The 25,690-nt window shown below is 45.6% G+C and carries 26 protein-coding genes, 1 tRNA gene and 1 pseudogene; all 28 read left to right on the top strand.

Translation table 11 applies throughout. The features are described from left to right. The first annotated feature begins 26 nt into the window (after positions 1 to 26). The gene (locus ACTNES_RS09390; RefSeq protein ID WP_096241492.1) at positions 27 to 194 is read left to right on the top strand and encodes a helix-turn-helix domain-containing protein; all 168 of its coding nucleotides are present in this window, start codon (positions 27 to 29) and stop codon (positions 192 to 194) included. Between the two features lie 94 nt (positions 195 to 288). Then, positions 289 to 1,263 (top strand): helix-turn-helix domain-containing protein, encoded by a 975-nt coding sequence (locus tag ACTNES_RS09385; RefSeq protein ID WP_441039171.1) that lies wholly within the window; start codon positions 289 to 291, stop codon positions 1,261 to 1,263. Then, on the top strand, positions 1,247 to 2,644 hold the full coding sequence (locus ACTNES_RS09380; protein ID WP_441039170.1) for a tyrosine-type recombinase/integrase: 1,398 nt from the start codon (positions 1,247 to 1,249) through the stop codon (positions 2,642 to 2,644). Before ACTNES_RS09385 ends, ACTNES_RS09380 begins: the two co-directional genes overlap by 17 nt. Before the next feature lie 258 nt (positions 2,645 to 2,902). Further along, positions 2,903 to 4,753, top strand: coding sequence for an AAA family ATPase (locus ACTNES_RS09375; protein ID WP_441039169.1), 1,851 nt, complete (start codon positions 2,903 to 2,905; stop codon positions 4,751 to 4,753). Positions 4,754 to 5,847: 1,094 nt separating this feature from the next. Next, positions 5,848 to 5,924: transfer RNA gene (locus ACTNES_RS09370), tRNA-Arg, on the top strand. Between the two features lie 569 nt (positions 5,925 to 6,493). Continuing rightward, positions 6,494 to 6,697 (top strand): hypothetical protein, encoded by a 204-nt coding sequence (locus ACTNES_RS09365; protein ID WP_223385014.1) that lies wholly within the window; start codon positions 6,494 to 6,496, stop codon positions 6,695 to 6,697. Further along, the gene (locus tag ACTNES_RS09360; protein WP_002304312.1) at positions 6,694 to 7,623 is read left to right on the top strand and encodes a DUF6017 domain-containing protein; all 930 of its coding nucleotides are present in this window, start codon (positions 6,694 to 6,696) and stop codon (positions 7,621 to 7,623) included. The genes ACTNES_RS09365 and ACTNES_RS09360 overlap by 4 nt, the downstream gene beginning before the upstream one ends. A 6-nt stretch (positions 7,624 to 7,629) precedes the next feature. Beyond that, a complete protein-coding gene (locus ACTNES_RS09355) occupies positions 7,630 to 8,457 on the top strand; it encodes a ParA family protein (protein ID WP_002304313.1) in 828 nt (275 codons plus the stop codon). Continuing rightward, positions 8,414 to 9,340 carry a ParB/RepB/Spo0J family partition protein gene (locus ACTNES_RS09350; protein WP_002304314.1) on the top strand — a complete coding sequence of 309 codons (927 nt, stop codon included), beginning with the start codon at positions 8,414 to 8,416 and terminating at the stop codon, positions 9,338 to 9,340. The genes ACTNES_RS09355 and ACTNES_RS09350 overlap by 44 nt, the downstream gene beginning before the upstream one ends. A gap of 8 nt (positions 9,341 to 9,348) precedes the next feature. Beyond that, positions 9,349 to 9,876, top strand: coding sequence for a hypothetical protein (locus tag ACTNES_RS09345; protein ID WP_002304315.1), 528 nt, complete (start codon positions 9,349 to 9,351; stop codon positions 9,874 to 9,876). A 54-nt stretch (positions 9,877 to 9,930) separates the two neighbouring features. Next, positions 9,931 to 10,572, top strand: a complete 642-nt coding sequence (locus ACTNES_RS09340) for a DUF3846 domain-containing protein (protein WP_002588969.1) — start codon at positions 9,931 to 9,933, stop codon at positions 10,570 to 10,572. Positions 10,573 to 10,582: 10 nt separating this feature from the next. Continuing rightward, positions 10,583 to 10,894: a DUF5720 family protein gene (locus ACTNES_RS09335; protein ID WP_002304317.1), complete on the top strand. Its 312-nt coding sequence runs from the start codon at positions 10,583 to 10,585 to the stop codon at positions 10,892 to 10,894. A 36-nt stretch (positions 10,895 to 10,930) separates the two neighbouring features. Then, a complete protein-coding gene (locus ACTNES_RS09330; RefSeq protein WP_002304320.1) occupies positions 10,931 to 11,413 on the top strand; it encodes a PcfB family protein in 483 nt (160 codons plus the stop codon). Next, positions 11,413 to 13,164, top strand: coding sequence for a VirD4-like conjugal transfer protein, CD1115 family (locus ACTNES_RS09325; RefSeq protein ID WP_002588968.1), 1,752 nt, complete (start codon positions 11,413 to 11,415; stop codon positions 13,162 to 13,164). Before ACTNES_RS09330 ends, ACTNES_RS09325 begins: the two co-directional genes overlap by 1 nt. 54 nt (positions 13,165 to 13,218) lie before the next feature. Continuing rightward, positions 13,219 to 13,497 carry a hypothetical protein gene (locus tag ACTNES_RS09320; RefSeq protein WP_441039168.1) on the top strand — a complete coding sequence of 93 codons (279 nt, stop codon included), beginning with the start codon at positions 13,219 to 13,221 and terminating at the stop codon, positions 13,495 to 13,497. A gap of 5 nt (positions 13,498 to 13,502) precedes the next feature. Further along, entirely contained in the window at positions 13,503 to 13,895 is a 393-nt protein-coding gene (locus tag ACTNES_RS09315; RefSeq protein WP_002304334.1) for a helix-turn-helix domain-containing protein, read from the top strand. Between the two features lie 83 nt (positions 13,896 to 13,978). After that, positions 13,979 to 14,194, top strand: coding sequence for a Maff2 family mobile element protein (locus tag ACTNES_RS09310; RefSeq protein ID WP_002576404.1), 216 nt, complete (start codon positions 13,979 to 13,981; stop codon positions 14,192 to 14,194). 25 nt (positions 14,195 to 14,219) lie between these two features. After that, the gene (locus tag ACTNES_RS09305) at positions 14,220 to 15,086 is read left to right on the top strand and encodes a VirB6/TrbL-like conjugal transfer protein, CD1112 family (protein ID WP_002304374.1); all 867 of its coding nucleotides are present in this window, start codon (positions 14,220 to 14,222) and stop codon (positions 15,084 to 15,086) included. Between the two features lie 17 nt (positions 15,087 to 15,103). Continuing rightward, positions 15,104 to 15,538, top strand: a complete 435-nt coding sequence (locus ACTNES_RS09300; protein WP_002304375.1) for a PrgI family protein — start codon at positions 15,104 to 15,106, stop codon at positions 15,536 to 15,538. Next, the gene (locus tag ACTNES_RS09295; protein WP_002588967.1) at positions 15,498 to 17,885 is read left to right on the top strand and encodes a VirB4-like conjugal transfer ATPase, CD1110 family; all 2,388 of its coding nucleotides are present in this window, start codon (positions 15,498 to 15,500) and stop codon (positions 17,883 to 17,885) included. Before ACTNES_RS09300 ends, ACTNES_RS09295 begins: the two co-directional genes overlap by 41 nt. 3 nt (positions 17,886 to 17,888) lie before the next feature. Then, positions 17,889 to 19,124, top strand: a complete 1,236-nt coding sequence (locus ACTNES_RS09290; protein ID WP_441039167.1) for a CD1108 family mobile element protein — start codon at positions 17,889 to 17,891, stop codon at positions 19,122 to 19,124. A 173-nt stretch (positions 19,125 to 19,297) separates the two neighbouring features. Next, positions 19,298 to 19,804: pseudogene (locus ACTNES_RS09285) on the top strand (C40 family peptidase); the annotation flags it as partial. 14 nt (positions 19,805 to 19,818) lie between these two features. Continuing rightward, complete coding sequence (locus tag ACTNES_RS09280) at positions 19,819 to 20,076, top strand: DUF4315 family protein (protein WP_002304378.1); 258 nt, start codon at positions 19,819 to 19,821, stop codon at positions 20,074 to 20,076. Next, positions 20,066 to 20,749, top strand: coding sequence for a DUF4366 domain-containing protein (locus tag ACTNES_RS09275; RefSeq protein WP_002578950.1), 684 nt, complete (start codon positions 20,066 to 20,068; stop codon positions 20,747 to 20,749). Before ACTNES_RS09280 ends, ACTNES_RS09275 begins: the two co-directional genes overlap by 11 nt. A 151-nt stretch (positions 20,750 to 20,900) precedes the next feature. After that, positions 20,901 to 22,133 (top strand): ATP-binding protein, encoded by a 1,233-nt coding sequence (locus ACTNES_RS09270; protein WP_441039166.1) that lies wholly within the window; start codon positions 20,901 to 20,903, stop codon positions 22,131 to 22,133. Positions 22,134 to 22,310: 177 nt separating this feature from the next. Beyond that, positions 22,311 to 24,386, top strand: a complete 2,076-nt coding sequence (locus ACTNES_RS09265; RefSeq protein ID WP_002578949.1) for a DNA topoisomerase 3 — start codon at positions 22,311 to 22,313, stop codon at positions 24,384 to 24,386. Beyond that, positions 24,383 to 25,228, top strand: coding sequence for an LPD16 domain-containing protein (locus ACTNES_RS09260; protein ID WP_002304387.1), 846 nt, complete (start codon positions 24,383 to 24,385; stop codon positions 25,226 to 25,228). Before ACTNES_RS09265 ends, ACTNES_RS09260 begins: the two co-directional genes overlap by 4 nt. Positions 25,229 to 25,241: 13 nt before the next feature. After that, on the top strand, positions 25,242 to 25,690 hold a 449-nt coding region (locus ACTNES_RS09255; RefSeq protein ID WP_441039165.1), incomplete at its 3' end, for a YodL domain-containing protein.

The raw sequence follows: 25,690 nt of genomic DNA, 5'->3' as shown, positions 1-25,690 counted from the left end.
GAAATACAGAAAGCGAGAATTCGAAAATGGACAAGAGATGTTATTCCGTAGCGGAGTTGCAGGATATTTTAGGTGTAAGCAGACAGTGTATCTATGAACTGCTCAAGAAGAAAGAATTCAGTTGGGTGATGGTTGGTGGCAAGTACCGCATTTCCAAGAAAAGTTTCGATGAGTGGCTGGATCAGAATCAGTAGAAAGAGCTGTTAGGATTGCATTATCGGCAAGAGATGTACATCCTAACGCTTTTTCTGCAGATGAGTTATTTTAGTAACAAAGGAGGTGGCGCGATTGTATTACAATCCATTGACAAAGGAAGAGGAGTTTCACGAACTGGTGAAAGAGATTGAGAGCCAGAGTGCATACAAAAGGGTGCCTTCTCCGGAGAAAAAATACATGTCGGTAGCGGAAATGGGGAGGCTCTTGGGTTTGAAGAAGACGGACCGATACTGGCTGGTTCACAAGAATTTTTTCAAGACAGAAGTGATTCTTGGGAAAATGCGTGTGGATCTGGAAAGCTTCGAGAAATGGTATGCCAATCAGATCAAATATCACAAGGTTACCGGAGAGGAGCCTGGACGGGAACTGAAGCAGCGTTCTTATTCGCCAAAGAATATTGCAGAGATTCTGCAGATTTCTGAATGGCAGGTTTACGAGGAGATGAAGAAAGCCGATGTGGAATATATCCTGGTGGATTATTGGAAAAGGTATCCTAAAGAAGCATTTGATGAGTGGTACAGAAATCAGAATCGGTTCCGCAATGCCAGGGATCGGGAGAAGGTTCGTGACATTGTGGAAGGTTCTATGCGGATGCCGGAAATGGCCAGAATGTTGGGTGTTTCAAGAAGCGTAGTTTATAACATTATTGCTAGCTCAGATATTTTGAAAACCATTGAGTTTGATGGTCGAAGACGAGTGACCAAGAAAAGTTTTTATGAATGGTATGCCAGTCAGGATCGATACCATATCGTATCGGAGCAGGTGCCGGAAAAGGTGAAGAAAGAAGATAATCGCATTATTGAAACATATAGAAGAGCGGTTCAGGATCGTGATGGCCATACCAAAAATATCGGAAATGATGCATATCTGACGGTAAAGGAAGCTGCGCTTCTGGCAGGAATAAATCCGGCAACCGTACATAAGTGGATCAAAAAAGGAAAAATAGAAGCAGTTCAAAGCAGCAAGACGGTTCGTATTCCAAGACAGGCGTTTGAAAATTGGCTGCAGAGCAGAAAAAAGGAGGATCAGCATGGCATCAATTGTTGAGAGAAGAGGAAGATTTTGTGTCGTATATAGTTATAAGGATAAGAACGGAAAGCGCAGACAGAAATGGGAAACCTATAAGACCATGTCAGAAGCAAAGAAGCGCAAGAAGGAAATCGAGTATCGTGCAGATATCGGACAAATGATCGTGCCTCATTGTAAGACAGTGAAGGAGCTGCTGGAGGAGTATGTAAATTTGTATGGGAAAGAGGCCTGGGCGCTGTCTACATATTCTTCTAACGTGAGTATGATCAATAATTATATCATCCCGATTATTGGCGGAGATAAGCTGGAGAATATCAATACCAGATTTATTGAAAAATATTACCAGAGACTTCTCCGAACTCCGGCGGTGATCAATCCGGCAACCGGAAAGCGTCAGTCAGAGTATGTAACTCCGGCAACAATCCGGGATATTCACAAACTTCTTCGTAATTGTTTTCAACAGGCAGTAAAATGGGAGCTGATGGCAAAGAATCCGGTGATCTATGCAACAGTTCCAAAGTATAAGAGCGCAAAACGTGAAATCTGGACGGCAGAGACTTTGATGCATGCACTGGAAGTCTGTGAGGATGATCGCCTGAAGCTGGCCCTGAATCTGGCATTTTCCTGTTCTCTTCGTATGGGAGAAATGCTTGGACTTACCTGGGACTGTGTGGATATATCTGAGGAGGCCATTGCGGAGAACCGGGCTTATATTTATGTCGATAAGGAAGTACAGCGAGTCGACAAAGCAGCCATTCAGGAACTTCGGGGAAAAGATGTGATTCTGGTATTTCCGGAGGAGAGTAAGAAAAACAAGACCGTTCGTGCGTTGAAATTACCAAAGACAGAGAGCAGTATCCGTAAAGTTTTTCTTCCAAAATCTGTGGCAGAAATGCTTGTGGAATGGAAGAAGGGACAGGATAAGATCAAGGAAACTCTGGGAGATGAGTACATGGATTATAATCTGGTGATGTCAACACCTTTTGGGCTTCCGATTGGTACTTCTTCTATTCGTAAGGCTTTAAATGACCTGATCAGGGAACATGATCTTCCTCCGGTAGTATTCCACAGTCTTCGTCATACCAGTGTTACCTACAAGCTGAAGTTAAATGGCGGTGACATCAAGGCGGTACAGGGAGACTCCGGTCATTCCCAGATCAATATGGTCACCGATGTATACTCTCATATCATTGATGATGATCGTAGAAAAAATGCGGAACTCTTCGAGCAGGCCTTTTACGAGAAGAAGAATCTGGATCCGAGTATGCATGCCAATGTGGCCGGAAAGACAGTAGAACTTCCGACAAATGTGGATGCAGAGCTCCTGGCGAAGGTCCTTTCCAATCCGGAGATGGCGGCGCTTTTATCTACTTTGGCCAAGTCACTGGAGAGTAAATAAAGGGAAAAGTACTCTCTTTTCATTTGCGTCGAAATGGTAGCCAAGATGGCGACCAATAAATATGAGTCTCTTCGGAGACTCTTTTTGTTATACCCATTATACCCGCCTGTATTAAAAATAAGTGGGTATAATGGGTATAACGAATGCAAGGAACCGGACATTCACTCAGAAACGCAGAGGAGAATGGCGGAAATTTAACGGAAATACATTGATGAAGTTTCCGATATATGTTATGATATTTCCGAAAGGGGCGATGATATGACCGATATTAGATATATTTCAACAAAAGAAGCCGCCGGGATCATGGGCTTATCAACCAGAAGAGTAGTTGGATTATGCAATGCGGGAAAACTGGAAGGTGCTTTAAGAAAAGGTCGCAATTGGATGGTTCCGGAAGAGACGGTATATGCATACCTGGGTACCGCAAAGCCTAAAGAAGAAAATGGAGAGATCCTTTCTTGCGCAGTCGGTAATACATCTTACATGGATGTAGTAAAGAATAGCTATTATGTAGATAAAACGCTTCTGATTCGTGATTTGATTGACGATCAGGTTCCGGTCATTTTGTTTACCAGACCACGGAGATTTGGCAAAACACTTGCTCTTGATATGCTTAAAACGTTTTTTGAAAAAACGAAAGAGGATACATCTATTTATTTTAAAGATAAACAGATTTGGTCATGCGGTGAAAAATATCAGAAGATGCAAGGGGCATTTCCGGTGATTTCCATCACTTTCAAAGATGCAAAGTTTTCGGATTGGGCCAGTACTTATGCGGCAATTAAAAATGTGATCCGTGATGAATTTATGCGGCACAATGAGCTTTTTACAAGCGACAGACTTAATCCGGTGGAACAGGATTATTTGTCCAGAATGCAGACGGATGAGCTGAGTGATGTGGAGTATACCAGATCACTCCTGAATCTGGGACGCATGCTGGAAAAACATCATCAGTCTAAGGTAGTCATTTTCATTGACGAGTATGACACTCCAATCCAACAGGGACATTCCAGAAGTTTCTATAATGAAGTGATTACATTTATGCGTAATTTTATGTCCGGTGGTCTTAAGGATAACCCTTTTCTTGCTTTTGGCGTTCTTACCGGTATCCTGCGTGTGTCAAAGGAGAACCTGTTTAGTGGACTTAATAATCCAATCGTAAATTCTGTACTTGATGAGAAATACAGCAAATACTTTGGATTTACCGTGGATGAAGTGAATACCATGGCAGCATACTACGGACAGGAGGCAAAACTGGAAGAACTTCGTGAGTGGTACGATGGATATCGTTTTGGAAGTACAGAAATCTATAATCCTTGGTCTGTTGCCAATTATTTCTATAATAACTGTCAGGCGAAACCATATTGGACCAATACCAGTGATAATGAGATCATTCGGGAGATCATGATATCTCTTACACCGGATATTGCAGAAAACCTTTTTGCACTGTTGCAGGGGCAGACCGTTCAGGCATCGTTAAATATGGATGTCATCTATCCGAGAATAACGGATGGAACAGATACCATCTTCAGTTTCTTATTACTTGCAGGATATTTAAAACCGGTAAGTGATGCGGTTGAAACAGAATTTGGGACATTTATGGAACTGGCGTTACCGAATAAGGAGATTCGCAGAGTTTACAATACAGAGATTTTATCTTGGCTCAGGGGGACAGTGGATGGCAATGTCATGGCAGGACTTGAAAAAGCACTGTATCTGAATGATGGGAAGAAACTTCAGGAATTCCTCCGGAAATATATGATTACCTGCATCAGTTGTTTTGATGGAGCAGCAGAAGGTTTTTACCATGGCATGATGCTTGGACTGGCAGCAGGCATGTCCTCAAGATATTACATCAGATCAAACAGGGAATCCGGAGAGGGAAGATTCGATCTTGTGTTGGAGCCTAAGGTACATTCTTTGCCGGGTATTATCATGGAATTCAAAGCGACAAAGAATGATGCTGGTTTATCTGCATCCGCCGACGAGGCTCTGAAACAGATTGAGGATAAGCACTATGATACAGATATGAAGGACCGTGGAATCAAGGAAATCGTAAAATATGGCATCGCCTTTGCAGGTAAAAATGTAGAGATTGCAAATGGCTGAAAAGATAAGCCCACCCCTTCGCCAACTCGCCCAGATTTGCAGTTTTCTTTGCATAAAACCATGCTCTGGCTAATGGTAGCCAAGTTGGCGACCATTAAAAATCGAAACTCTTTTATGTACATTGTTGCATGATATGGTAAGGCATGATATATGTCATAGTGACGAGGAAAATGAATCAAGCTTGCTTGGATTCATTTGACGACCGCTGATCATCCGTAAAACGTGTTTTACGGATGTATCTTAGAAATACTAGGTGAAGCTGCCGAGACGGGGGATAGTTTTGACCACCGGAGCAATCCTTCTAAGCGCCGGCTGATGAATCCCCACGAAATAGCAAAGCGGCGAAGCCGGTGACGAATAAGAACTCCATTGACCAAATCAGGGGTACACAATGCGTGTATTTTGGGGTATAATATAAGTGTAGAAATCATAAAAACAGGTCAATAATTTAATAGAGTTATCAATTCCGAGAAAGTACGGAATCGGTAGCCGATAAATCTATTGGCGTCGTTATAAGCACTCAATTTTTACTGTTTGGCAATTCGGTACTGAGAACTAAATTAGCTCATGCCAACATTTTGCAAACAAAACAGGCCAAAACGGGGCCTATCCGGGACCATATAAGAACTGACAATCAGGTACCCACGATAGCTAAAAATTCCCGCAAATCAAGGCTTTTCAAGAACTTCATAAGACAGCGATAAACCAGGAGCAAGGTACCGAGTGCCTTGCTCCTAAGAAGGAGCCGCGGCTGAACCCTGAAGGAAAAATGAAAAAAGAACTTGGAGTTCGAATCTATTCTGGAAGAGACAAAATTAACAACGGAGCTTTCCCCATTCTGGCGGATGCTCTACTGTTAATAAAATGAATAATCTGATGATATCCAGCTAATCAAAATTAGCTGAAAATCATAAAACGGTTACCGAACCAAAGTGGCAAAAACCCAGTGTTTAAGCCAAAAATCGGTAATGTCCTCTTAGTTTAACGGATAAAACAAGCGCCTCCTAAGGTTGCGTTACAACGGCCACCTCAAAAAAAACTAAATAAGGGATTGCAGTTCGACTTTGATCGGGCTATAATCATATATCAGACACGTCCATATAGCTCAGCTGGATAGAGCACACGCCTCCTAAGCGTGGGGTCGGAGGTTCAAATCCTCTTATGGACGCCAGTGAACAACGCCGAAAGCCTTTGTTTTCAAGGGTTTTCGGCTTTTCTTATATAAAAAGCTACGAAAAAGCTCTTTCACTGTATGAGATAAAATTCTACTCCAAAATTTGATTTTTGACAACCCCTCCAGAATCGAACGGTTGTTATAAGACAAAATCGCCAGCTAATTTTTAGCAGAAAACGGGCTGTTCTTGCTAATGAAAATGCCCTTCCTGCTAATCAGCCCCAAAATCGTGCCAAAAATCCAGCTAATCAAAAAAGGCGGATGTTTTGAATACTATGCAGTTATAGCAGATAAAATTAAATATCGTTATGTACATAGAGCGTCTATTTGCCCCGCATTGGGGATGGATAGGCGCTCTTTTTTTATGCCCAAACCCATGGGCAAATACAAGAGATTGGAGGTGTTTTATTTGAGCAAGCCTGTTTATACCGCAGACAAGCCGAGCGACTGTCATTACTGCTACTTCTGGACGAATGGCAGAAAGGGCTGCCGTCTGGGTAGAAATAATTGCTACTACTTAATCTCTTTGCCGCCGAAACCCAAGTCGGAATGTGATGGCTGTCCCTATGGGCGAGATCACCCGTGCATTGGTTGGTGTACGAAGAAGGTTATGCGTGAAGTGGGGCTTCGTTGATATGGATGTGTATGAACAGGAATACCGCTTCTACTATTTTGCCCGATGTCCTTACGAAAAGACGGATACGACTTTCCGCAGCATTCCGCTGACAACAGAAAGTTTTCCGCAGAAAGAAGGTGGTGAAGCCGTGTGAGTTTTGATTATTTTTACGGTCAGCAATCCGATCTATTCACATTCTATCGAGTTCCGAAGGTGTTGTTCACGAACGAGAGGTTCTGGAATATTTCTGCCGATGCCAAGATGCTGTATGGCATTTTGCTTGACCGCATGAGCCTGTCTGCCAAGAATGGTTGGATAGATAAAAACGGTAGAGTGTATATCATTTTTACAATCGACGAAGCGAAGATGGCTCTGAACTGTGCTGAACAAAAGGCTATCAAGCTGCTCAGTGAACTTGAGAAGAAAGCAGGATTGATTGAACGTAAGCGCCAGGGTTTGGGAAAGCCCAACCTGATCTATGTGAAGAACTTTATCTCTGCTGTGGATTCACAACTCTTGAATTGTGAAAATCACAATTCTGGAACAATGGAAATCACAACTCAAGAACTTCCGAAATCACAATGTAATAATACTGATATTAAAAATACTGAATTTAGTGATACTGATTCTATCTTTCCTTCCGGAAATGGTGGAATGATGGACGAGAATGACCGGTATCAAGAATACTTTGATTATTTCTCGGATCAGCTCAGTATGGATTTGTTGAAGAAGGATTACCCTTACGATTCCGAAATGCTGGATAACATTCTGGAGTTGATCGTTGAAACAGTTTGCACGAAGCGACCGTTGATTCGCATTGGTGCAGAGGAGCGTCCGGCAGAAATTGTCCGCAGTCGGTTTATGAAACTGAATGCCGAACACATTCGATATGTTATGGACTGCTTCAAGGAGAACACCACAAAGATTAGAAATATCCGTCAGTATATGCTGACTACGATATACAATGCGCCGACGACAATAGACACCTACTACGATGCTCTTGTTCGGCACGATATGTCACACGGATATTTGGAAGGAGGATTTAAGAAATTGAAAATGAAGCGAGAGGAAGGAGAGTGACGATAAATGTCGAAAAAAGCAACCATCATTGCGGTGGTCAATCAGAAAGGAGGCACTGGAAAGACCACCACCACCGAGAATCTGGGCGTTGGCTTGGCTCTTGAAGGAAAAAAGGTGCTTCTGGTAGACACCGATCCCCAGGCTTCCCTGACGGTCAGTTTGGGCAATCCCTGCCCGGATGATCTGTCTCCGACACTTTCCGATCTGATGGGAAAGATTATGATGGAAAACCCTATTACTCCCGATGAAGGGATTCTTCATCATCCGGAGGGCGTTGATTTGGTGCCGTCCAACATCGAACTCTCAGGTATGGAGGTAGCACTGGTCAATGCCATGAGCCGGGAAACCATTCTCCGGCAATACCTGGATACAGTCAAACAGAATTATGATTACATTCTTCTTGACTGTATGCCGTCTTTGGGTATGCTGACCGTCAATGCGTTGGCAGCTGCCGACAATGTGCTGATACCGGTTCAGGCAGCATACCTTCCTGCAAAGGGTCTGGAACAGCTGCTTGGAACCATCAACAAGGTCAAGAGGCAAATCAACCCGAAACTGAGGATTGAAGGGATTCTTCTGACGATGGTGGACAGCCGCACCAACTACTCCAAAGACATCAGCAATCTGATTCGGGAGAGCTACGGCGGAAAGCTGAAGGTTTACAAGACCGACATTCCCCGCTCTGTCCGTGCAGAGGAAATCAGCGCAGAGGGAACCAGTATCTTCAAGCATGATCCCAAAGGCAAAGTTGCCGAAGCCTATAAAATTCTGACGAAGGAGGTGTTAAACAATGCAGAAAAAAGGCGCAAACATCAGCTTGAAGGGGTACGATGATATTTTCTCCACCGATCAATCCAGAGCTGAAGCCCAGCAGGAGCGTGTGCAGGAAATTCCGCTTTCTGAGCTACACCCCTTTGAGGGACACCCCTTCCGTGTGGTTGATGATGAAGAAATGATGAAAACGGCAGAGAGCGTCCGAGATTTCGGAGTTCTCACTCCTGCGATTGTCCGTCCTGACCCCGACGGTGGTTATGAAATCGTTTCTGGTCACAGGCGGCACCGGGCATCGGAGCTTGCGGGTAAGGAAACCATGCCTGCGATTGTTCGTGACCTGGACGATGATGCAGCCATTATTTTGATGGTTGATGCGAATTTGCAGAGGGAGAGTATCCTGCCGAGTGAAAGAGCATTTGCTTATAAGATGAAGCTGGATGCGATTAAACATCAAGGTCAACGCACCGATTTAACTTCATCCCAAGTTGGGATGAAGTTGCAGGCAATGGATATAGTCGGTCAGGAGGCAGGAGAAAGCAGAAATCAGGTACACCGTTATATCCGTCTGACCGAACTGATTCCGGAACTGCTGGATATGGTAGATACGGGTCAGATCAAATTCAATCCTGCGGTGGAGCTTTCCTATCTGGCAAGTGAAGAACAGAAGGATTTTCTTTCTGCAATGGATTATGCTCAAGCAGCTCCTTCCCTTTCGCAAGCACAGCGAATTAAAAAGCTCGCACAGGAGGGCGAGTGTACGCTGGATGCGATGTGCGAGATTATGAATGAAATCAAGAAGGGAGAGCTGGACAGAGTAACCTTCAAAACGGATTCGTTGCGAAAATACTTCCCGAAGTCCTATACCAACAAGCAGATGGAGGATAAAATCATTCAGCTTTTGGAGCAATGGCAGAAAAAAAGAGAAAAATCAATGGAAAGGTAAGGTAAAAAATGTTTACACCCAAAAACATTCAGGGCGCTTTGGAAGAACTCTACGACCTTTGCGATCCTGATTATATGGTAGATATGCTCGTAAACTACAGTGAGGAGTTCGATGATATTTCTCCTGCGCTTCTGGCAAAGTCGTTTCAGAAAAATGCCGAGATGATTAGCGAGTATCGAGTATTGTCCTCTGCTGGTGAGGGTATCGACTATCAGGGAAAGGTACTTCTGAACAGCAGAGCCGTGCGGCTTCTGTCCTATGTAGAAGATATGAGCGGCGATGAAAAAGTTCGCACGATTCAGAGCAAGGAGCTGTGGTTAGCAGAAGATATGACATTCTATGTGGTGTCCTGTATGTCTACGATCACGATGGACAAGGAAGAAGCCATTTGTCTTAACGAACACCGCAGCGTGGTTACTACGGTGGAATGCGAGGACGATATTTTCTTCGACATGGGTTCCCTGATTTGCGAACTGGACGATATTTGCTTGTTCGAGCTTTTAGCCGATGTGGATGCGACTATTTATGAACTGTAACAGGTTCATGGATGGTCGCTTTTCTTATTTCCAAAGAAACGGAGGTATCGAAACTTGAAAGAATACGATGTGAAGATCACCGAAACCTTGGAGAAAACGGTTACGGTGCAAGCAGAATCTCACGATGCGGCAGAGGAACAGGTTAGAGCCGCTTATTACAATTCGGAGTACATTCTGGACTCCGAAAACTTTACCGGTGTTGCGTTCGGCACGACCGAGGAACGGGAGGTTCAGAAAGAACAGGCAGATACCATGAATGTGTTGCTGGTAAAGCCGTTCATGTATCCGCAGGCTGTGCAGATCGGCTGTGAGCTGGAGGATTTGCAGAAAGCCGTAGGTGGCGATATTGAGGCAACTTATCCGTTCAATGAGCCGGTTGCACTGGTGATGCACGACGAAGGTAAACTCGTAGGCAAAGAACTGAACCGTGCGCTGCGTGATGATGACGGCGATATTTATGACATTATCGCCGGTGATTTTCTGGTTGTGGGATTGGGCGAGGATGATTTTTGTTCTCTGTCCCCGGAACTGATGAAGCAGTTTGAGGAACACTTTCATCAGCCTGAGACTTTTGTACGCATGGGGCGCAGCATTATGGCGCTTCCCCTGCCGGATGACATGGTGAAGAAAGAAGATGCACCTGTCAAAGCTGATTCGGTTCCCCACAAAAGTAACCCTGACCGAGATGTTCTGTAAGGAGGTTCTTATGCAAAGAAATTCGACGATTGGAGAGCTGATGGAGCGAAAGCGGATTCAGGATGGTGCCAAGGAGTACCAGGGACATACCTATATGGACTTGGCACGATTTGATGACGCCACCAAGCACATGATTATTTTCGATGTGCTGACCGATGAATCGCCTGTCGGTTGGAAAGGCGAAAGAAATCGCCTGTATTTGAGCGATGTGGGTTATCAGAAGGCTCTGGATAACCAGAAAGCTGGCAATATCAAGATTATCAGCCATGCCGCAGTTGCCAAGGGCAATCTGTATTACGACCACAGAGATATGGCACGATAATCTGTTCACTCTACTGCTTGCAGGAGGTGATGAATCATGCAGGAAGAAGTTGAAAACAGAACAGTAAACCTGGCGATCAGCACAACCAAGCTGACGGGGCGCACTATCATTGCCGGTATCCGCAAGTATTTGCAGCACCGGGAAAAAGTGAAGATGAAAAAGGCACGAGACCCTGCCGTTCATGGAAAGCAATCCGTGAAACAGCTTTTGGGACAGAATCAGGGTGCTACGAATGTTGAGATCGACAAAGAGAGTATCCGTGATTTTGAAAAGCTCGCCAAGAAGTATGGCGTGGACTTTGCCGTAAGAAAAGATAAGTCCGTTGATCCTCCCCGGTTTCTTGTTTTTGTCCGTTCTAAAGATGCAGATGCTTTGGATGCAATCTGCAAGGAACATCAGGCAAGGGCATTAACCAAGAATGAAAAGCCGAGCGTTCTGGCGCAGCTGAAGAAGTTCAAGGAAATTGTCGCAGCGATTCCGAAGAAGGTTCGAGAGAAGAAACAGGAGCGTGATCTGTGATGGATAAGAGAAAAATGAAAAAGCTCCTGATTCTGAATTTACCGTATTTTCTGGTAGGGTTGTTCGCTACGAATTTAGGAGAAGCATGGAGATTGGCTGAGGGGGCAGATTCATCTGCGAAAATCCTCAGCTTTTTTCATGCCCTTCCGATAGCCCTGAACAATCCGTTTCCCAGCTTTCACCCGTTGGATTTGCTGATTGGTATTCTCTGCGGCGCAGGACTTCGGCTGGCTGTCTATCTAAAAGGCAAAAACGCAAAGAAGTACCGACACAATGTTGAGTACGGTTCTGCTCGTTGGGGAACGGCAAAAGATATTGAGCCGTTTATTGCACCAAAGTTCGAGGACAATGTGATCCTGACGAAAACGGAGCGGCTGATGATGAGCAATCGCCCGAAGAATCCTGCCAATGCCCGAAATAAGAATGTTCTGATTATCGGCGGTTCGGGTTCCGGTAAAACTCGCTTTTGGTTGAAGCCAAACCTTCTCCAGATGCACAGTTCCTATGTGGTCACTGACCCGAAAGGCAGCATCGTGATTGAGTGCGGCAACGCCCTTTTGAAGCATGGCTACACCATCAAGATTTTCAACACCATCAACTTTCAGAAGTCGATGCACTATAACCCATTTGCCTATATCCATTCAGAAAAAGACATTCTGAAACTGGTGACAACGCTGATTGCCAACACAAAGGGTGATGGAAAAGCCGGTGATGAGTTCTGGACGAAGGCGGAAACGCTGCTCTACTGTGCCTTGATCGGATATATCCACTATGAAGCTCCGGTTGAGGAACAGAATTTCTCCACCCTGATTGAGTTCCTGAACGCAATGGAGGTGCGGGAAGATGATGAGGAGTTCCAGAACCCGGTGGATCTGATGTTTGAAGCCCTGGAAAAGAAAAAGCCGAATCACTTTGCAGTCCGTCAGTATAAAAAATACAAGCTGGCTGCCGGCAAGACCGCTAAGTCGATTTTGATTTCCTGCGGCGCTCGTCTGGCTCCTTTTGATATTCAGGAGGTCAGAGATGTGACTGCCTATGACGAGTTGCAGTTGGATACCCTCGGAGATAAGAAAACGGCGCTCTTTCTGATTATGTCAGATACGGATGCGACGTTTAATTTTTTGATCTCCATGATTTACACACAGCTGTTCAACTTGTTGTGCGAGAAAGCAGATGATGTGTACGGCGGCAGACTGCCGGTTCATGTGCGCTGCTTGATTGATGAGATGGCAAACATCGGTCAGATTCCCAATCTGGAAAAACTGGTAGCGACAATCCGAAGCCGTGAAATATCGGCTTGCCTTGTTCTCCAGGCACAATCACAGCTGAAAGCCATTTATAAAGACAATGCCGATACCATCATCGGCAACATGGATTCCCGAATTTTCCTGGGTGGTTCTGAGCCAACCACGCTCAAAGAACTGAATCAGGCATTGGGAAAAGAAACTATCGACACCTACAACACCTCCAACACCAGAGGTAACAGCCCGTCTTACGGCTTGAATTATCAGAAGTTAGGCAAAGACCTTGCGAGCGTAGATGAGCTTGCGGTTCTGGATGGCAGCAAGTGTATTTTGCAGTTGCGTGGTGTCAGACCGTTTCTTTCTGACAAGTACGATCTGACGCAGCACCCCAATTATAAGTACACATCAGACTTTGATAAGAGAAATGAGTTCAACATTGAGCAGTTTCTGAGTCGAAGGTTGAAGCTCAAGGCAGGTGATGAGTTTGTGGTAGTCGATGCGGATTAAGGAGGTTTCTGTTTAGAAAATCTGAAAACGGTATCTGCCCTGGTTAAGAACATCTTGGAACACGACCACAAGGCAAGAAATACCGACAATCATTTGTACCTGATGGTACTGGAACACTATTCCGGTCTGCGTGGCATCGACATTCATGCCATGACGGTTCCTGTGTTTTTGAAGGAACTGGATAGACGCAGCTTTCCGGGGTTTGAAACTGTCCGCAGAAGCAGACAGAAAGTGCAGGCAACCTACCCTGACCTTGCTCCCAGTGAAGCCGTAGGCAAGCGCAGAGCAAAAAATGAGGTTGTATATCGAGAATTTGCAGAAAGCGAGGTGTAAAAAAAATGACTTGGTGGATCACGGATACCTCTATTGGGCAGCGATTGAAGTTCGTTAGACGATTTCGCCGCCTTACCCAGAAAGAGCTTGGACTCCTGATGGGGTATTCCGAGAAAACAGCGGATGTCCGTATTGCTCAGTATGAGAAAAACGCTCGAACCCCTAATGCAGAAACCACAGCGAAACTCGCAGAGGTTCTGAAGGTTTCACCTGTCGTTTTTTCACCGACAATCTGTGCTTCTCGTGAAGATTTGTTGCAGTCAATGTATTGGCTGTTTCTTATGAAAGGTGGTGGTGATATATATGATTGTGAAACTGAATATGCAAGAAGCAGAATGGAACAGAAACTTGGCGTGATAACCGTCGAGGAGTTCCTTGAAAAGATTCTCGTAAACTAAGCCTTCCGTCCGGTTTTGATGCCGGTAGTACGGAGGGCTTTTTCTATTCTCAAAACAATTTCAAATTTTAGGAGGAAAATATTATGGCATTTTTCAATAGCGCAGTAACCGTTCTTCAGACTCTCGTTATCGCTCTGGGCGCAGGTCTTGGCATCTGGGGTGCAATCAATCTGCTTGAGGGCTACGGCAACGATAACCCCGGCGCAAAGTCCCAGGGCATGAAGCAGCTCATGGCTGGCGGCGGTGTTGCCCTCATCGGCACCACCCTTGTACCTCTGCTCTCCGGACTGTTCGGTTAATCACAAAACAAGGAGGTAATCGCCTTTGGACAGCATACTCCAACAGATCACAGACTGGCTGAAAGAAATGCTCGTTTCAGCTATTATGGGAAATCTGTCGGGGATGTTTGAGTCCGTCAACAACCAGGTTGGCGAGATAGCAACCTCCGTTGGCATGACCCCGGCGAATTTTTCGCCGGGTGTCTTTGCCATGGTACGAAACATCTCCGAGTCAGTGATTATCCCAATCGCAGGCTTGATTCTGACCTTCATTGCCTGTTATGAGCTAATTCAGATGATTATTGACCACAACAATCTGGCAAATTTTGAAACCTGGATCTTCTTCAAATGGGTGTTCAAGACTTTTGTTGCGGTCATGTTAATCACAAACACATTCAATATCACGATGGCTGTGTTTGATGTGACACAGCACGTTATAAACGCAAGCGCCGGTATCATATCCGGAAATACTGCCATAGATGCTTCGGCATTGGAAACAATGGAAGAAACGCTGATGGCAATGGATTTGGGTCCTTTGCTCGGCTTGTTCCTGCAATCCTTTATCGTGCAGGTCACGATGTCCGCTTTGGCAATCATCATCTTTGTGATCGTCTACGGTCGAATGATTGAAATTTATCTGATGGTCAGCCTTGCCCCGATTCCGCTTTCCACTTTTGGAAACAGAGAACAGAGCAATATCGGACAGAATTATCTGCGTTCGCTGTTTGCAATCGGATTCCAGGGATTCCTGATTATGATCTGCGTGGGCATTTATGCGGTGCTGATTCAGTCTATCGCATTCAGTGATGACATCATCGGTTCTATCTGGGGTGTTATGGGCTACACCGTCCTTTTGTGCTTCACCCTGTTTAAGACTGGTTCGCTTGCGAAGGGTGTATTCAGCGCTCACTAAGGGAAGGAGGAAATTGTTTGGCAGCGTATATTCCCGTACCTCGTGACCTGACGAGGGTAAAAACAAAAGTGTTCTTCAATCTGACGAAACGGCAGTTACTTTGCTTTGGTGCGGCGGCGCTCATCGGAGTGCCGATTTTCTTTCTGGTCAAAGCAACCGGAAATGTGAGCCTTGCAGCACTGTCCATGATGATCGTCATGTTACCGTTGTTCTTTCTGGCAATGTATGAAAAGGATAGTCAGCCGTTGGAAGTGGTTGTAGAACACTTCATTCAGACCAAATTCGTTCGTCCCAAGGTTCGCCCTTATCAGACGGACAACTATTATGACGCTTTGATGCGTCAGTACAAACTGGAAAAGGAGGTTGAACGAATTGTTTTTCAAAAAGAAGCCACAGGCAAGAAACATCAAAATGCCTGCAAATCTGAATCGGAAGCAGCAGCGAGAAATTAAAGCTGTTGTGGAACGGGCAAAGAAGGACAACGGTATTCCGCAGACTGCACAGCAGTCCATTCCCTTTCAGAGAATGTTCCCGGATGGCATCTGCCGTGTCACTGACAGTTATTACACCAAGACCATTCAGTTTCAGGACATCAACTATCAGCTGGCACAGCAGGAAGATAAGACTGCCATCTTCGATGAGTGGTGCAGTTTCCTGAATTTCTTTGACAGCTCCATTCACTTTGAGCTTTCCTTTATGAACCTGAGTACCGATGCTGAAAGCTTTGAAAAGAGTATCCGTATCCCGTTCAAGAAGGACAGCTTCAATCCCGTCCGTGCCGAGTATAGCCAGATGCTGAAAAAGCAGTTGGCGCAGGGCAACAACGGCTTGACCAAAACCAAGTACCTGACATTCGGCATTGAAGCCGAATCCATGCGGCAGGCAAAGCCGAGACTCAACCATATCGAAAACGATCTGCTCAATAACTTTCGGCGTTTGGGTGTCATTGCCACTACCATGAACGGCAAAGAGCGGCTGCATCTGATGCACTCTATGTTCCACATGGGTGATAATGATAAGTTCTTCTTCGATTGGAAGTATCTTGTGGAATCCGGGCTGTCCGTAAAGGACTTCATTGCTCCGACGGCGTTTGCCTTTAAGACCAACCGCACCTTCCAGATGGGCAGTATCTTCGGTTCGATGTCTTATCTGGCAATTACGGCATCAGACCTGTCTGATCGTATGCTGGCGGATTTTCTGGATATGGAATCCACGCAGATCGTGACCATGCACATCCAGTCGGTTGACCAGACTGCGGCGATTAAGACCATCAAGAGAATCATCACCGAGCTTGACCGTTCCAAAATCGAGGAACAGAAAAAGGCTGTGCGTTCTGGCTATGACATGGACATTATCCCATCTGACCTTGCTACCTATGGTAAAGATGCGAAGTCACTTCTGAAAGAATTGCAGAGCCAGAATGAGCGAATGTTCATGGTGACATTTCTGGTGCTGAACACCGGGCGCACCGAGCAGGAACTGGAGAACAATGTGTTCCAGGCACAGAGCATCGCCCAGAAGCATAACTGCAATCTGCGTCGTTTGGATTTTCAGCAGGAATCCGGACTGATGAGCAGCCTGCCTTTGGCACAAAACCTGATTGAGATTCGTCGTGGCCTGACTACCAGTTCCACGGCTATTTTTGTGCCTTTCACCACGCAGGAGCTGTTCCAGAATGGTGGAGAAACGCTCTATTACGGGCTGAATGCTCTGTCGAACAACCTTATCATGGTGGACAGAAAGAAGCTCAAGAACCCCAACGGACTGATTCTGGGTACTCCCGGTTCCGGTAAATCCTTTTCCGCAAAGCGTGAAATCACCAATGCGTTCCTGGTTACGGATGACGATATTATCATCTGCGACCCCGAAGCGGAATATGCGGCTCTGGTTCACAAGTTCAATGGTCAGGTGGTAAAAATCAGCTCCTCCAGTACCAACTATATCAACCCTATGGACATCAACCTGAACTACTCTGAGGATGACAACCCGGTAGCACTGAAAGCTGATTTTATCCTGTCCCTCTGTGAGTTGATTATGGGCAGTAAGGATGGCTTGCAGCCTATCGAAAAGACGGTTATCGACCGTTGTGTGCATCAGATTTACCAGAGATATTTCGACAATCCTGCCCCTGAGAATATGCCGATCCTTGAGGATTTGTATGATGCCCTTCTGAAACAGGACGAAAAGGAAGCCCACCATGTAGCGACCGCCTTGGAAATCTATGTTAAGGGTTCTCTGAAACTGTTTAACAACAGAACCAATGTGGATATTCAGAATCGTCTGGTGTGCTTCGACATTAAGGAGCTGGGCAATCAGCTGAAAAAAATCGGTATGCTGATCGTTCAGGATCAGGTCTGGGGGCGTGTAACTGCCAACCGTTCTGCCGGTAAATCGACCAGATATTATATTGACGAGTTCCATCTGCTTCTGAAGGAAGAACAGACGGCAACCTATTCCGTAGAAATCTGGAAGCGATTCCGTAAATGGGGCGGCTTGCCGACCGGTATTACTCAGAATGTCAAAGACCTGCTTCGTTCCCCGGAGATTGCCAACATCCTCGAAAACTCTGATTTCATCTATATGCTGAATCAGGCAAGCGATGACCGAAGTATTCTGGCACAGCGGTTGAACATTTCGCCGCATCAGCTGTCCTATGTAACCAACTCCGGTGAGGGCGAAGGACTTCTGTTCTATGGCAATGTGATTCTGCCGTTCATTGACCGATTCCCGACAGATCTGGAACTGTATCGCATTATGACCACGAAGTTAAACGAGGTGGCACAGGAAAAGGAGGCGTAATGTATGGCGAAAAGACCTACACGACTCCGTTTTACCGAAGATGACCTTGCAGATTCTCATGTGAAGAAAGCTGCCGACCGTGCAGATAAGGCGGTTGATAGGGCTGAAAAAGCGGCAGACAAATTGGCTTCTAAAAAGGCAAAGCCGAAGCTAAAGCTGGAAACAGATGCAGCCGGTTCCCGTAAAGCAAAGCTCCGTTTTGAAAAAGCGGAGTTTACGGAAATCGAGCGCCCATCTGTGGCAAAGCACATGGCAAGCCGTGGTGCCGCAGTCACGCTCACATCCAAAGCACATCGGGCGGTGTCAGAATATGAGGATGATAATATCGGCGTTCAGGCTGTGCAGGAAACGACCAAGGCTGTTGAATCCACTGTCTATACCGTCGATCATGCCGTTTACAGTCACAAGCTGAAAGCCTACGACAAGGCGGAAAAGCTGGTTGAGAAGTCAGATAAAGCAAATGTAAATGCCCTGTATGAGAAGTTCAAAAAGGACAACCCCGATGCCGGTTCCAATCCCTTTTCCCGTTGGCAACAGAAAAGGGCAATCAAGAAAGAATATGCTGCCGCCAAAGCCGGTAAGAATACCGCTTCGACAACGGCTTCTGCATCTAAGGGTGCAGGCAAGGCAACGGGCAAAGCAGCTCAGGGAGCCAAGAACATCACAGAAAGAGTAACGGAGTTCTGCACCACACACTCTAAAACGATTCTGTTTGTTTTGATTGCCGGACTGCTTTTTATGATACTCTCAGGGATGTTCTCGTCTTGTTCGGCTATGTTCCAAGGCGGCACACAGATCATTCTGGGAACTTCTTTTACTGCAAAAGAGGAAGATATTATTGGTGCGGACAATGATTACAAGGCTTTGGAAGCTGCGCTCCGCAATAAAATCAATAATATCGAGCGTACTCATAGCGGATATGACGAGTACCGGTATGACCTTGATGAAATCAACCACAATCCTTATGAGCTGGCGGCGTATTTGACGGTGAAGTTTGAGGATTACACCAGAGATGAGGTGCAGGCTACCCTGCAATGGCTATTTGAGCAACAATATGAGCTGACCCTGACGGAAGTAGTAGAGATTCGTACACGAACAACATCTTCTACTGATCCCGAAACGGGAGAGACAACAACAGAGGAAGAAGATTACGAATATTATATTCTGAATGTGAAGCTCAGAAATAAGGGCTTGAACAGTGTGATTTCAAATTCCGGCTTGTCGGAAGATGATTGCTAACTTCTCATTATTTTCCTACTCAAACACTTAAAACTCTGATAAATACTGAGTTGTTCGTAATTTTGTTGGTGGATAAATGAGTAGGTATGTTTACTTAGCAAAAAACTTTAAAACCTTTTGTTTTAGCTAATAACAGGGTGTGAGTAGGAAAAAAATGGGAAGTTAGCAATAAAATGGAGCGATATAGAATTTTGCTTCAGACAAGGGGCAACAGACCGGATATTTTCGGAAATGACATTTACGCCACCCCTGGCGGCGAGTACACCGATTATGATATTCCGGGCGAAGCGCTGACAGACACAAGATTTGCCAATATGATTCGGGAAGCTGAAAAATATCTGGGATACCCGTATGTGTGGGGCGGCAGCAGCCCGTCTACCTCCTTTGACTGCTCCGGATTTGTTTCCTATGTAATCAATCACTGCGGAAACGGTTGGAGTGTTGGTCGTTTGACCGCAAACGGTTTGATGGGCGTATGCGACATTATCCCGAAAAGCTCTGCCAAACCGGGAGATTTGATTTTCTTCCAAGGCACTTATGATACCTCCGGTGCATCACACGTTGGTATCTATGTTGGCAATGGTATGATGATCCACTGCGGAAACCCCATTTCCTACGCTTCTATCGAATCGAATTACTGGCAACAGCATTTTTACTGCTTCGGCAGAATCAGAAACTAAAGGAGGGATGGCGATTGAGTGCCAAGTTAGACAGAATAGGTGCAGACCTTGAAAAAGCCCGTAAGAAACGGGCAGAATGGGATGCTAAGGTGAAAGACCTGGAACGCAGATACCGTGAGGAGGAAAATTCCGAAATCCATGAGATGGTTCATGCTGCGAACCTGAATCCCGAACAGCTTTCCGAGCTGCTCCGTATGTTTGCTGCGGATATGGCTCCGAAGCCTGATACGATCAATACTATGAATGAGGAGGAAACGCAGAATGAGATTTAAGAAAATTGGAGCCGCATTGCTGGCGTGTGCAATGTGTTTTGGCGTGTTTTCTACAACGGCATTTGCCTATGTAGATGAAAGCGTAGCGACTGAAGAACCTGCGGTCGAAGAAAAAGTTCCCGAAACAGAGCCGGAGGAGCCGATGCTACCGCTTACTCCCGACGGCAATCTGACTTTGGTTGATGACGCTGGCTCGCCTACGAAAAGCGGAAAGCAGTTCATTACCGCTGTAACCAAAAACGGAAACTACTTCTATATCATCATTGACCGTGATGATAAGGGCGAGGAAACCGTGCATTTTCTGAATCAGGTGGATGAAGCCGACCTGCTCAAGCTGATGGACGAGGAAGAAGTTGCAGAGTTCACCAAGCCGGTTGAGGAAACAAAGCCGGAAGTAGTTGAAACAGTTCCTGAAATTACAGAACCGACACCGGAGGAAAAGCCGAAATCCACAAATATGCTCCCGGCGATTCTTACTCTGATTGTGCTTGCCTGTGGTGGTGGATTCTTCGTATTTAAGAAAGTCCAGGAAAAGAAGAAGGCACAGGAAGCGGCAAAGCCTGACCCAGATGCTGATTATGTGGACGATGACGAGGACTATGGGTACGATCCGGAGTTTGAGGACGACGATGAAGATAGCTCCGTCGATGAAGATGATAATGAACCTGTGTAAACAGGATAGGCTTGATGCCTGGGGCAGCCTTCGGGTTGCCTTTACATAGTTTCCGCTTTCAAAAAATAAAAAAATTTGCGTTTTTGAAAGTGACATCTTGCATATACTATTAGCAGACAGTATAATAAGTACAGCGAAGCGGTTTCGAGAAATGAAAAAACTTCAATTTTTGAAAGCGGGTGACTATATGAAAACAATCACGAGAGCAAAATATCTCGATAGAATCATTGAACTGAATGGTACTCCTGACATCAAGATCATCACGGGCATTCGTCGATCTGGTAAGTCCAAATTGATGCAGGCGTATATTGCGTATCTGAAAAGCAATTTTGAAAACATCAATATTATCTTCATCGACTTCATGGATTTGGCGTATGAAGAAATCAAGGAATACCATGCCTTACACGCCTATGTGGAAGAACATTATCAGGAAGGAAAAACGAACTACCTGTTTGTAGACGAGGTTCAGATGTGTCCCAAGTTTGAGTTGGCAATCAATAGCCTGTACTCTAAGGGAAAATACGACATCTATGTAACAGGCTCTAATGCTTTCCTGTTGAGTGCAGATCTGGCAACTCTGTTTACCGGACGCTATATTGAAATTCATGTGTTTCCTTTCAGCTTCCAGGAATATTGCCAGTATTATGATGATATTAGTGACAAAGATAAGCTCTTTGATGAGTACGCTATCAAGGGCGGTTTAGCAGGTTCCTATGCTTATAGAACCGAAAAAGACAGAACAAACTATATCAAAGAGGTCTACGAAACGATTGTTACAAGGGATTTGGTACAGAAATATACTCTCCCGGACACTTTGGTTTTACAACGTCTGAGCGAGTTCCTTATGGATAATATCAGCAACCTGACTTCTCCGAATAAGGTCAGTCAGCTACTGACAGCAAATGAGACTCCAACCAATCATGTAACCGTCGGCAAGTACATTAAGTATTTGTGCAATGCTTTTGTATTTTATGATATTAAGAGATATGACATCCGAGGTAAGAAATACCTTGAAAGCTCTGAAAAGTTCTATTTGTGTGACAGCGGTATTCGATATGCAATACTGGGAAGCAGAAATATAGACTATGGCAGAGTATATGAAAACGTTGTTTGTATCGAGCTTCTTCGCCGTGGATATGATGTCTATGTCGGCAAGCTCTATCAAAAGGAAATCGACTTTGTTGCTCAGAGAGGTAGCGAAAAGATTTATATTCAGGTCAGCGACAACATTTCCGGGCAGGAAACATTTGAGAGAGAATGCTCTCCTCTGCTTCAGATTCGAGACGCTTATCCGAAAATGATTATTGCCAGAACCAAACATCCCCAATATTGCTATGAAGGAAGCGAAATTCACGATATAGCCGATTGGTTGCTACAAGAATAAGCAAGGTGAAATATCTCCGTCATTCTCTTTTGAAATGATGGAGATATTTTTATTATGACGGAGATTGTAGAACAGAAAATTGTATCAGGTTGCAAAAATCCTTTCCGAACTTTTTACATAGCAGTCATGCACTACGGTGTGTGGCTGCTTATTTTTTTGTGAAAGGAGCAGATGCAAATGAAATTAGTTTTGGCTGAAAAGCCTTCGGTTGCACAGAGTATTGCCAAAGTGTTAGGTGCTGCCAAGCGTGAGGATGGCTACTTAGAGGGAAACGGATATGTGGTCAGCTGGTGTGTAGGGCATTTGGTGGAGCTGGCACAGCCGGAAGTCTATGATGCGAAGTACAGCAAATGGGCTTATGCAGACCTTCCTATCTTCCCGATGGACTGGCAGTATGAGGTTTCTGCCGGTACGAAAAAACAGTTTGGGATTCTGAAAAAGCTCATGGCCAGAGAAGATGTTGCGAGTCTTGTGTGTGCAACAGATGCCGGTCGTGAGGGCGAGCTGATCTTTCGGTTGGTGTACCACAAAGCCGGGTGCAGAAAGCCGTTTGAGCGGCTTTGGATTTCCTCGATGGAAGATGTAGCAATCAAGGAGGGCTTTGAAAATCTCAGGTCTGGAACGGAATATGATGCTTTGTATGAAGCAGCACTGTGTCGAGAACGAGCCGACTGGATTGTTGGTATTAACGCTACTCGACTTTTTTCGACCCTTTACGGGCAGACCCTGAATGTTGGTCGTGTTATGACCCCTACCCTTGCTATGGCTGTTATGCGAGAAGCTGCCATTTCCGCATTCAAGCCTGAACTGTTCTACACAGTTCAGATTGGATTGGATGGTTTTACGGCTGCAAGCGAACGCTTCAAAACCAAGGCAGCAGCCGAAGCTGTCAAACAAAGCTGTTCGGTGGCAATCGTTCAGAAAGCTGAATGTAAGGAGAAAACAGAAAAGCCGCCTGCGCTCTATGACCTGACCAGTTTACAGAGAGAAGCCAACCGTGTGCTTGGCTACACGGCACAGCAGACCTTGGACTACACGCAGAACCTCTATGAAAAGAAACTGGTCACTTATCCCCGTACCGACAGCAGGTTTCTGACGGAAGATATGGCACATAGCCTGACCGACCTCGTAAAGCTGGCTTTCCACACATTCCCCGTGGAGGATGTGGATAACATACCAGTTCATGCAGAGCAGGTTGTGAATAACAAAAAGGTCACAGATCACCATGCCATCATTCCGACCAGAGAATTGCAGAAATGCAATCTGAGCGAACTTCCCAAGGGTGAACTTGCAATTTTGCAACTGATCTCGAATCGGTTGTGCGTAGCTGTTGGCGATCCGCACCGATACGCAGAGACAGTTATTGAGCTGGACTGTGGCGGTACCGTGTTTTCCACCAAAGGCAAAACTGTTGTGCAGGATGGATGGAAAGCTCTGGTTCAGAAAAATGATTCGACAAAATCCGACGAAAACGTGCAGACACTCCCTTCTGTTTCCGTTGGTGACGAAATGACCGTCAGCGGCACGGAAATCAAGGAAGGGAAAACATCTCCCCCTAAACACTTTACCGAGGATACTCTGCTTTCTGCTATGGAAACTGCCGGTGCGGACGAAATGCCTGATGAGGTGGAGCGCAAAGGTTTGGGAACGCCTGCGACCCGTGCCGGTATCATTGAGAAGCTGGTTCGCATCGGTTTTCTGGAGCGTAAGGGTGATAAGAAAACCAAACACCTGATTCCGACCCACAAGGGTACGGCTCTGGTAACAGTCATGCCGGAACAGATTCAGTCCCCATCCATGACGGCGGATTGGGAAGAAAAATTGTTGCTCATTGAGAAAGGCGAATATGCCAGCGAGGACTTTATGGACGAGATCAAAGATGTGATTGCCGGTCTGATTCAGAACTATGAAGTAATCCGTGATTCCGAGGTTATGATGTCGAAAGAAGCCAATTCTATCGGCAAATGCCCGCTCTGCGGCAGTGCTGTAGAGGACAAAGCCAAGGCATTTTTCTGTTCCAACAGAGCTTGCAAATTTGCCCTCTGGAAAAACAATCGCTACTTTGCGAGCATCGGCAAGAGCATGACTTCTGCCACGGCGCAGAAATTGCTTGGTTCCGGCAAGGTAAAGCTCAAGAATTGCAAGTCCGAAAGAACGGGCAACACCTTTGATGCCACCGTCTTTATGGAGGTATCAGATGATGGCAAAACGAAGTTCAGTATGGAATTTGAAAATGGAGGAAAGCGCAAATGACAAATGAGTACAACCCGGATGGTAAGGAAATCCGATTTATCGACAGCCATTATAAGGATTTGTTTCATATCCCCGATGGCAGCTGTGTGCAGATTCACTACCCGGATGAAATGGTTGTGAAGCCCTGCACCTTCATTGACGAGTATCATACGCAGATCGGATACAATGTGTTTCATATCTGCCAGTTTGCAGAAATTATGGAGCGCAACGGCGCAAGCTATATGCCGGAGCCTGAGATTATGGGCGATGAAGCCGCATGGAAGGTCGGAAAGGATAGAATCCTTGCGGTGCAGACCTGCGAAGATGGTTACGACTACACCCTGTTGGATGAAAACTACAACGAGATTGATGGCGGTCAGGTTGATAACCCTGAACTGTCCATGCTCGAAGTCCGCCGGGATATTCTGGAATCCTTCGGGCTGGAGCGCCGGGAACTGCGGGCAATGTTCTATGAGGATGTCATGGAGCAGGCTTTTGAAGTCGGCAGACAGGCGGTGGTGGTCAATGACCCTATCGCTGAGCTTGCTTTTAAGCTCGACCGTTTTGCAGAGAACTTCGACCCCTATGAATATATGGATCAGGTCGATGATGTGCAGGCGCATATCCAAGAAATCAAGGCAGATCTTGCCGCTGGTAATACGGCTCCGTATCGTGAGTTCCTGAATACAGCCATTGAAGAAGCCCGTGAGGAAACTGCGGTTGAGGTTGCCAAAGTGCTGAAAAGTCAGCTGGATAAGCTCGACTCTCCGAAGCGTGAGTCGGTCATGGAAAAACTGGCACAGGCCGCAGAAAAAGCTGCGCCTGCCAGTCCCTCTCCCAAACGCAAAGAGCCTGAACGATAAGGAGGACACGGATATGAAAAACGAAAAATGGGATGATGTTCACGGAAATACCACCCCGGATGACAGAATGGTTGCTTTTCTGGAAAGCCCCACGGATTCCTATGCGATTCTTCAGCTGCGGGAAGATGTAGACGATAATATCCCGCTCATGTTTGCAAATTACAGCTACCTTCAGAAGAAAGAAATGGAGCCTGAGATTGACCGTTACGAGGTGGTCTATCATGGCTCCATTTCTATGTCCGAGGATGTGAATCGGCAGCTGGAAGATTTGTATGTAAAGTTCAATATTGACCACCCGGATGATTTCCGTGGTCACAGTATGTCGGTCAGCGACATCGTAGCCTTAAAGGTAGTCGGTGAGGTATCCTTTCACTATGTAGATTCTGTTGGGTTTCAGAAGCTGGAAAACTTTATGAAGTCCGAAAACTACCTGAAAAACGCAGAGATGGCAATGGAAGATGA

This window comes from Blautia sp. HCP3S3_D9 (assembly GCF_052063845.1).
Classification (GTDB): Bacteria; Bacillota; Clostridia; order Lachnospirales; family Lachnospiraceae; genus Blautia_A.
This window is presented reverse-complemented; position numbering and strand designations above follow the sequence as displayed.

What these genes read in the sequence shown, in the direction of transcription:
- ACTNES_RS09390 (WP_096241492.1), top strand. Translation starts at nt 27, where the DNA reads ATGGACAAGAGATGTTATTCCGTAGCGGAGTTGCAGGATATTTTAGGT.
- ACTNES_RS09380 (WP_441039170.1), top strand. Translation starts at nt 1,247, where the DNA reads ATGGCATCAATTGTTGAGAGAAGAGGAAGATTTTGTGTCGTATATAGT.
- ACTNES_RS09375 (WP_441039169.1), top strand. Translation starts at nt 2,903, where the DNA reads ATGACCGATATTAGATATATTTCAACAAAAGAAGCCGCCGGGATCATG.
- ACTNES_RS09365 (WP_223385014.1), top strand. Translation starts at nt 6,494, where the DNA reads ATGGGCGAGATCACCCGTGCATTGGTTGGTGTACGAAGAAGGTTATGC.
- ACTNES_RS09355 (WP_002304313.1), top strand. Translation starts at nt 7,630, where the DNA reads ATGTCGAAAAAAGCAACCATCATTGCGGTGGTCAATCAGAAAGGAGGC.
- ACTNES_RS09350 (WP_002304314.1), top strand. Translation starts at nt 8,414, where the DNA reads ATGCAGAAAAAAGGCGCAAACATCAGCTTGAAGGGGTACGATGATATT.
- ACTNES_RS09345 (WP_002304315.1), top strand. Translation starts at nt 9,349, where the DNA reads ATGTTTACACCCAAAAACATTCAGGGCGCTTTGGAAGAACTCTACGAC.
- ACTNES_RS09335 (WP_002304317.1), top strand. Translation starts at nt 10,583, where the DNA reads ATGCAAAGAAATTCGACGATTGGAGAGCTGATGGAGCGAAAGCGGATT.
- ACTNES_RS09330 (WP_002304320.1), top strand. Translation starts at nt 10,931, where the DNA reads ATGCAGGAAGAAGTTGAAAACAGAACAGTAAACCTGGCGATCAGCACA.
- ACTNES_RS09325 (WP_002588968.1), top strand. Translation starts at nt 11,413, where the DNA reads ATGGATAAGAGAAAAATGAAAAAGCTCCTGATTCTGAATTTACCGTAT.
- ACTNES_RS09315 (WP_002304334.1), top strand. Translation starts at nt 13,503, where the DNA reads ATGACTTGGTGGATCACGGATACCTCTATTGGGCAGCGATTGAAGTTC.
- ACTNES_RS09310 (WP_002576404.1), top strand. Translation starts at nt 13,979, where the DNA reads ATGGCATTTTTCAATAGCGCAGTAACCGTTCTTCAGACTCTCGTTATC.
- ACTNES_RS09295 (WP_002588967.1), top strand. Translation starts at nt 15,498, where the DNA reads ATGCCTGCAAATCTGAATCGGAAGCAGCAGCGAGAAATTAAAGCTGTT.
- ACTNES_RS09290 (WP_441039167.1), top strand. Translation starts at nt 17,889, where the DNA reads ATGGCGAAAAGACCTACACGACTCCGTTTTACCGAAGATGACCTTGCA.
- ACTNES_RS09275 (WP_002578950.1), top strand. Translation starts at nt 20,066, where the DNA reads ATGAGATTTAAGAAAATTGGAGCCGCATTGCTGGCGTGTGCAATGTGT.
- ACTNES_RS09270 (WP_441039166.1), top strand. Translation starts at nt 20,901, where the DNA reads ATGAAAAAACTTCAATTTTTGAAAGCGGGTGACTATATGAAAACAATC.
- ACTNES_RS09265 (WP_002578949.1), top strand. Translation starts at nt 22,311, where the DNA reads ATGAAATTAGTTTTGGCTGAAAAGCCTTCGGTTGCACAGAGTATTGCC.
- ACTNES_RS09260 (WP_002304387.1), top strand. Translation starts at nt 24,383, where the DNA reads ATGACAAATGAGTACAACCCGGATGGTAAGGAAATCCGATTTATCGAC.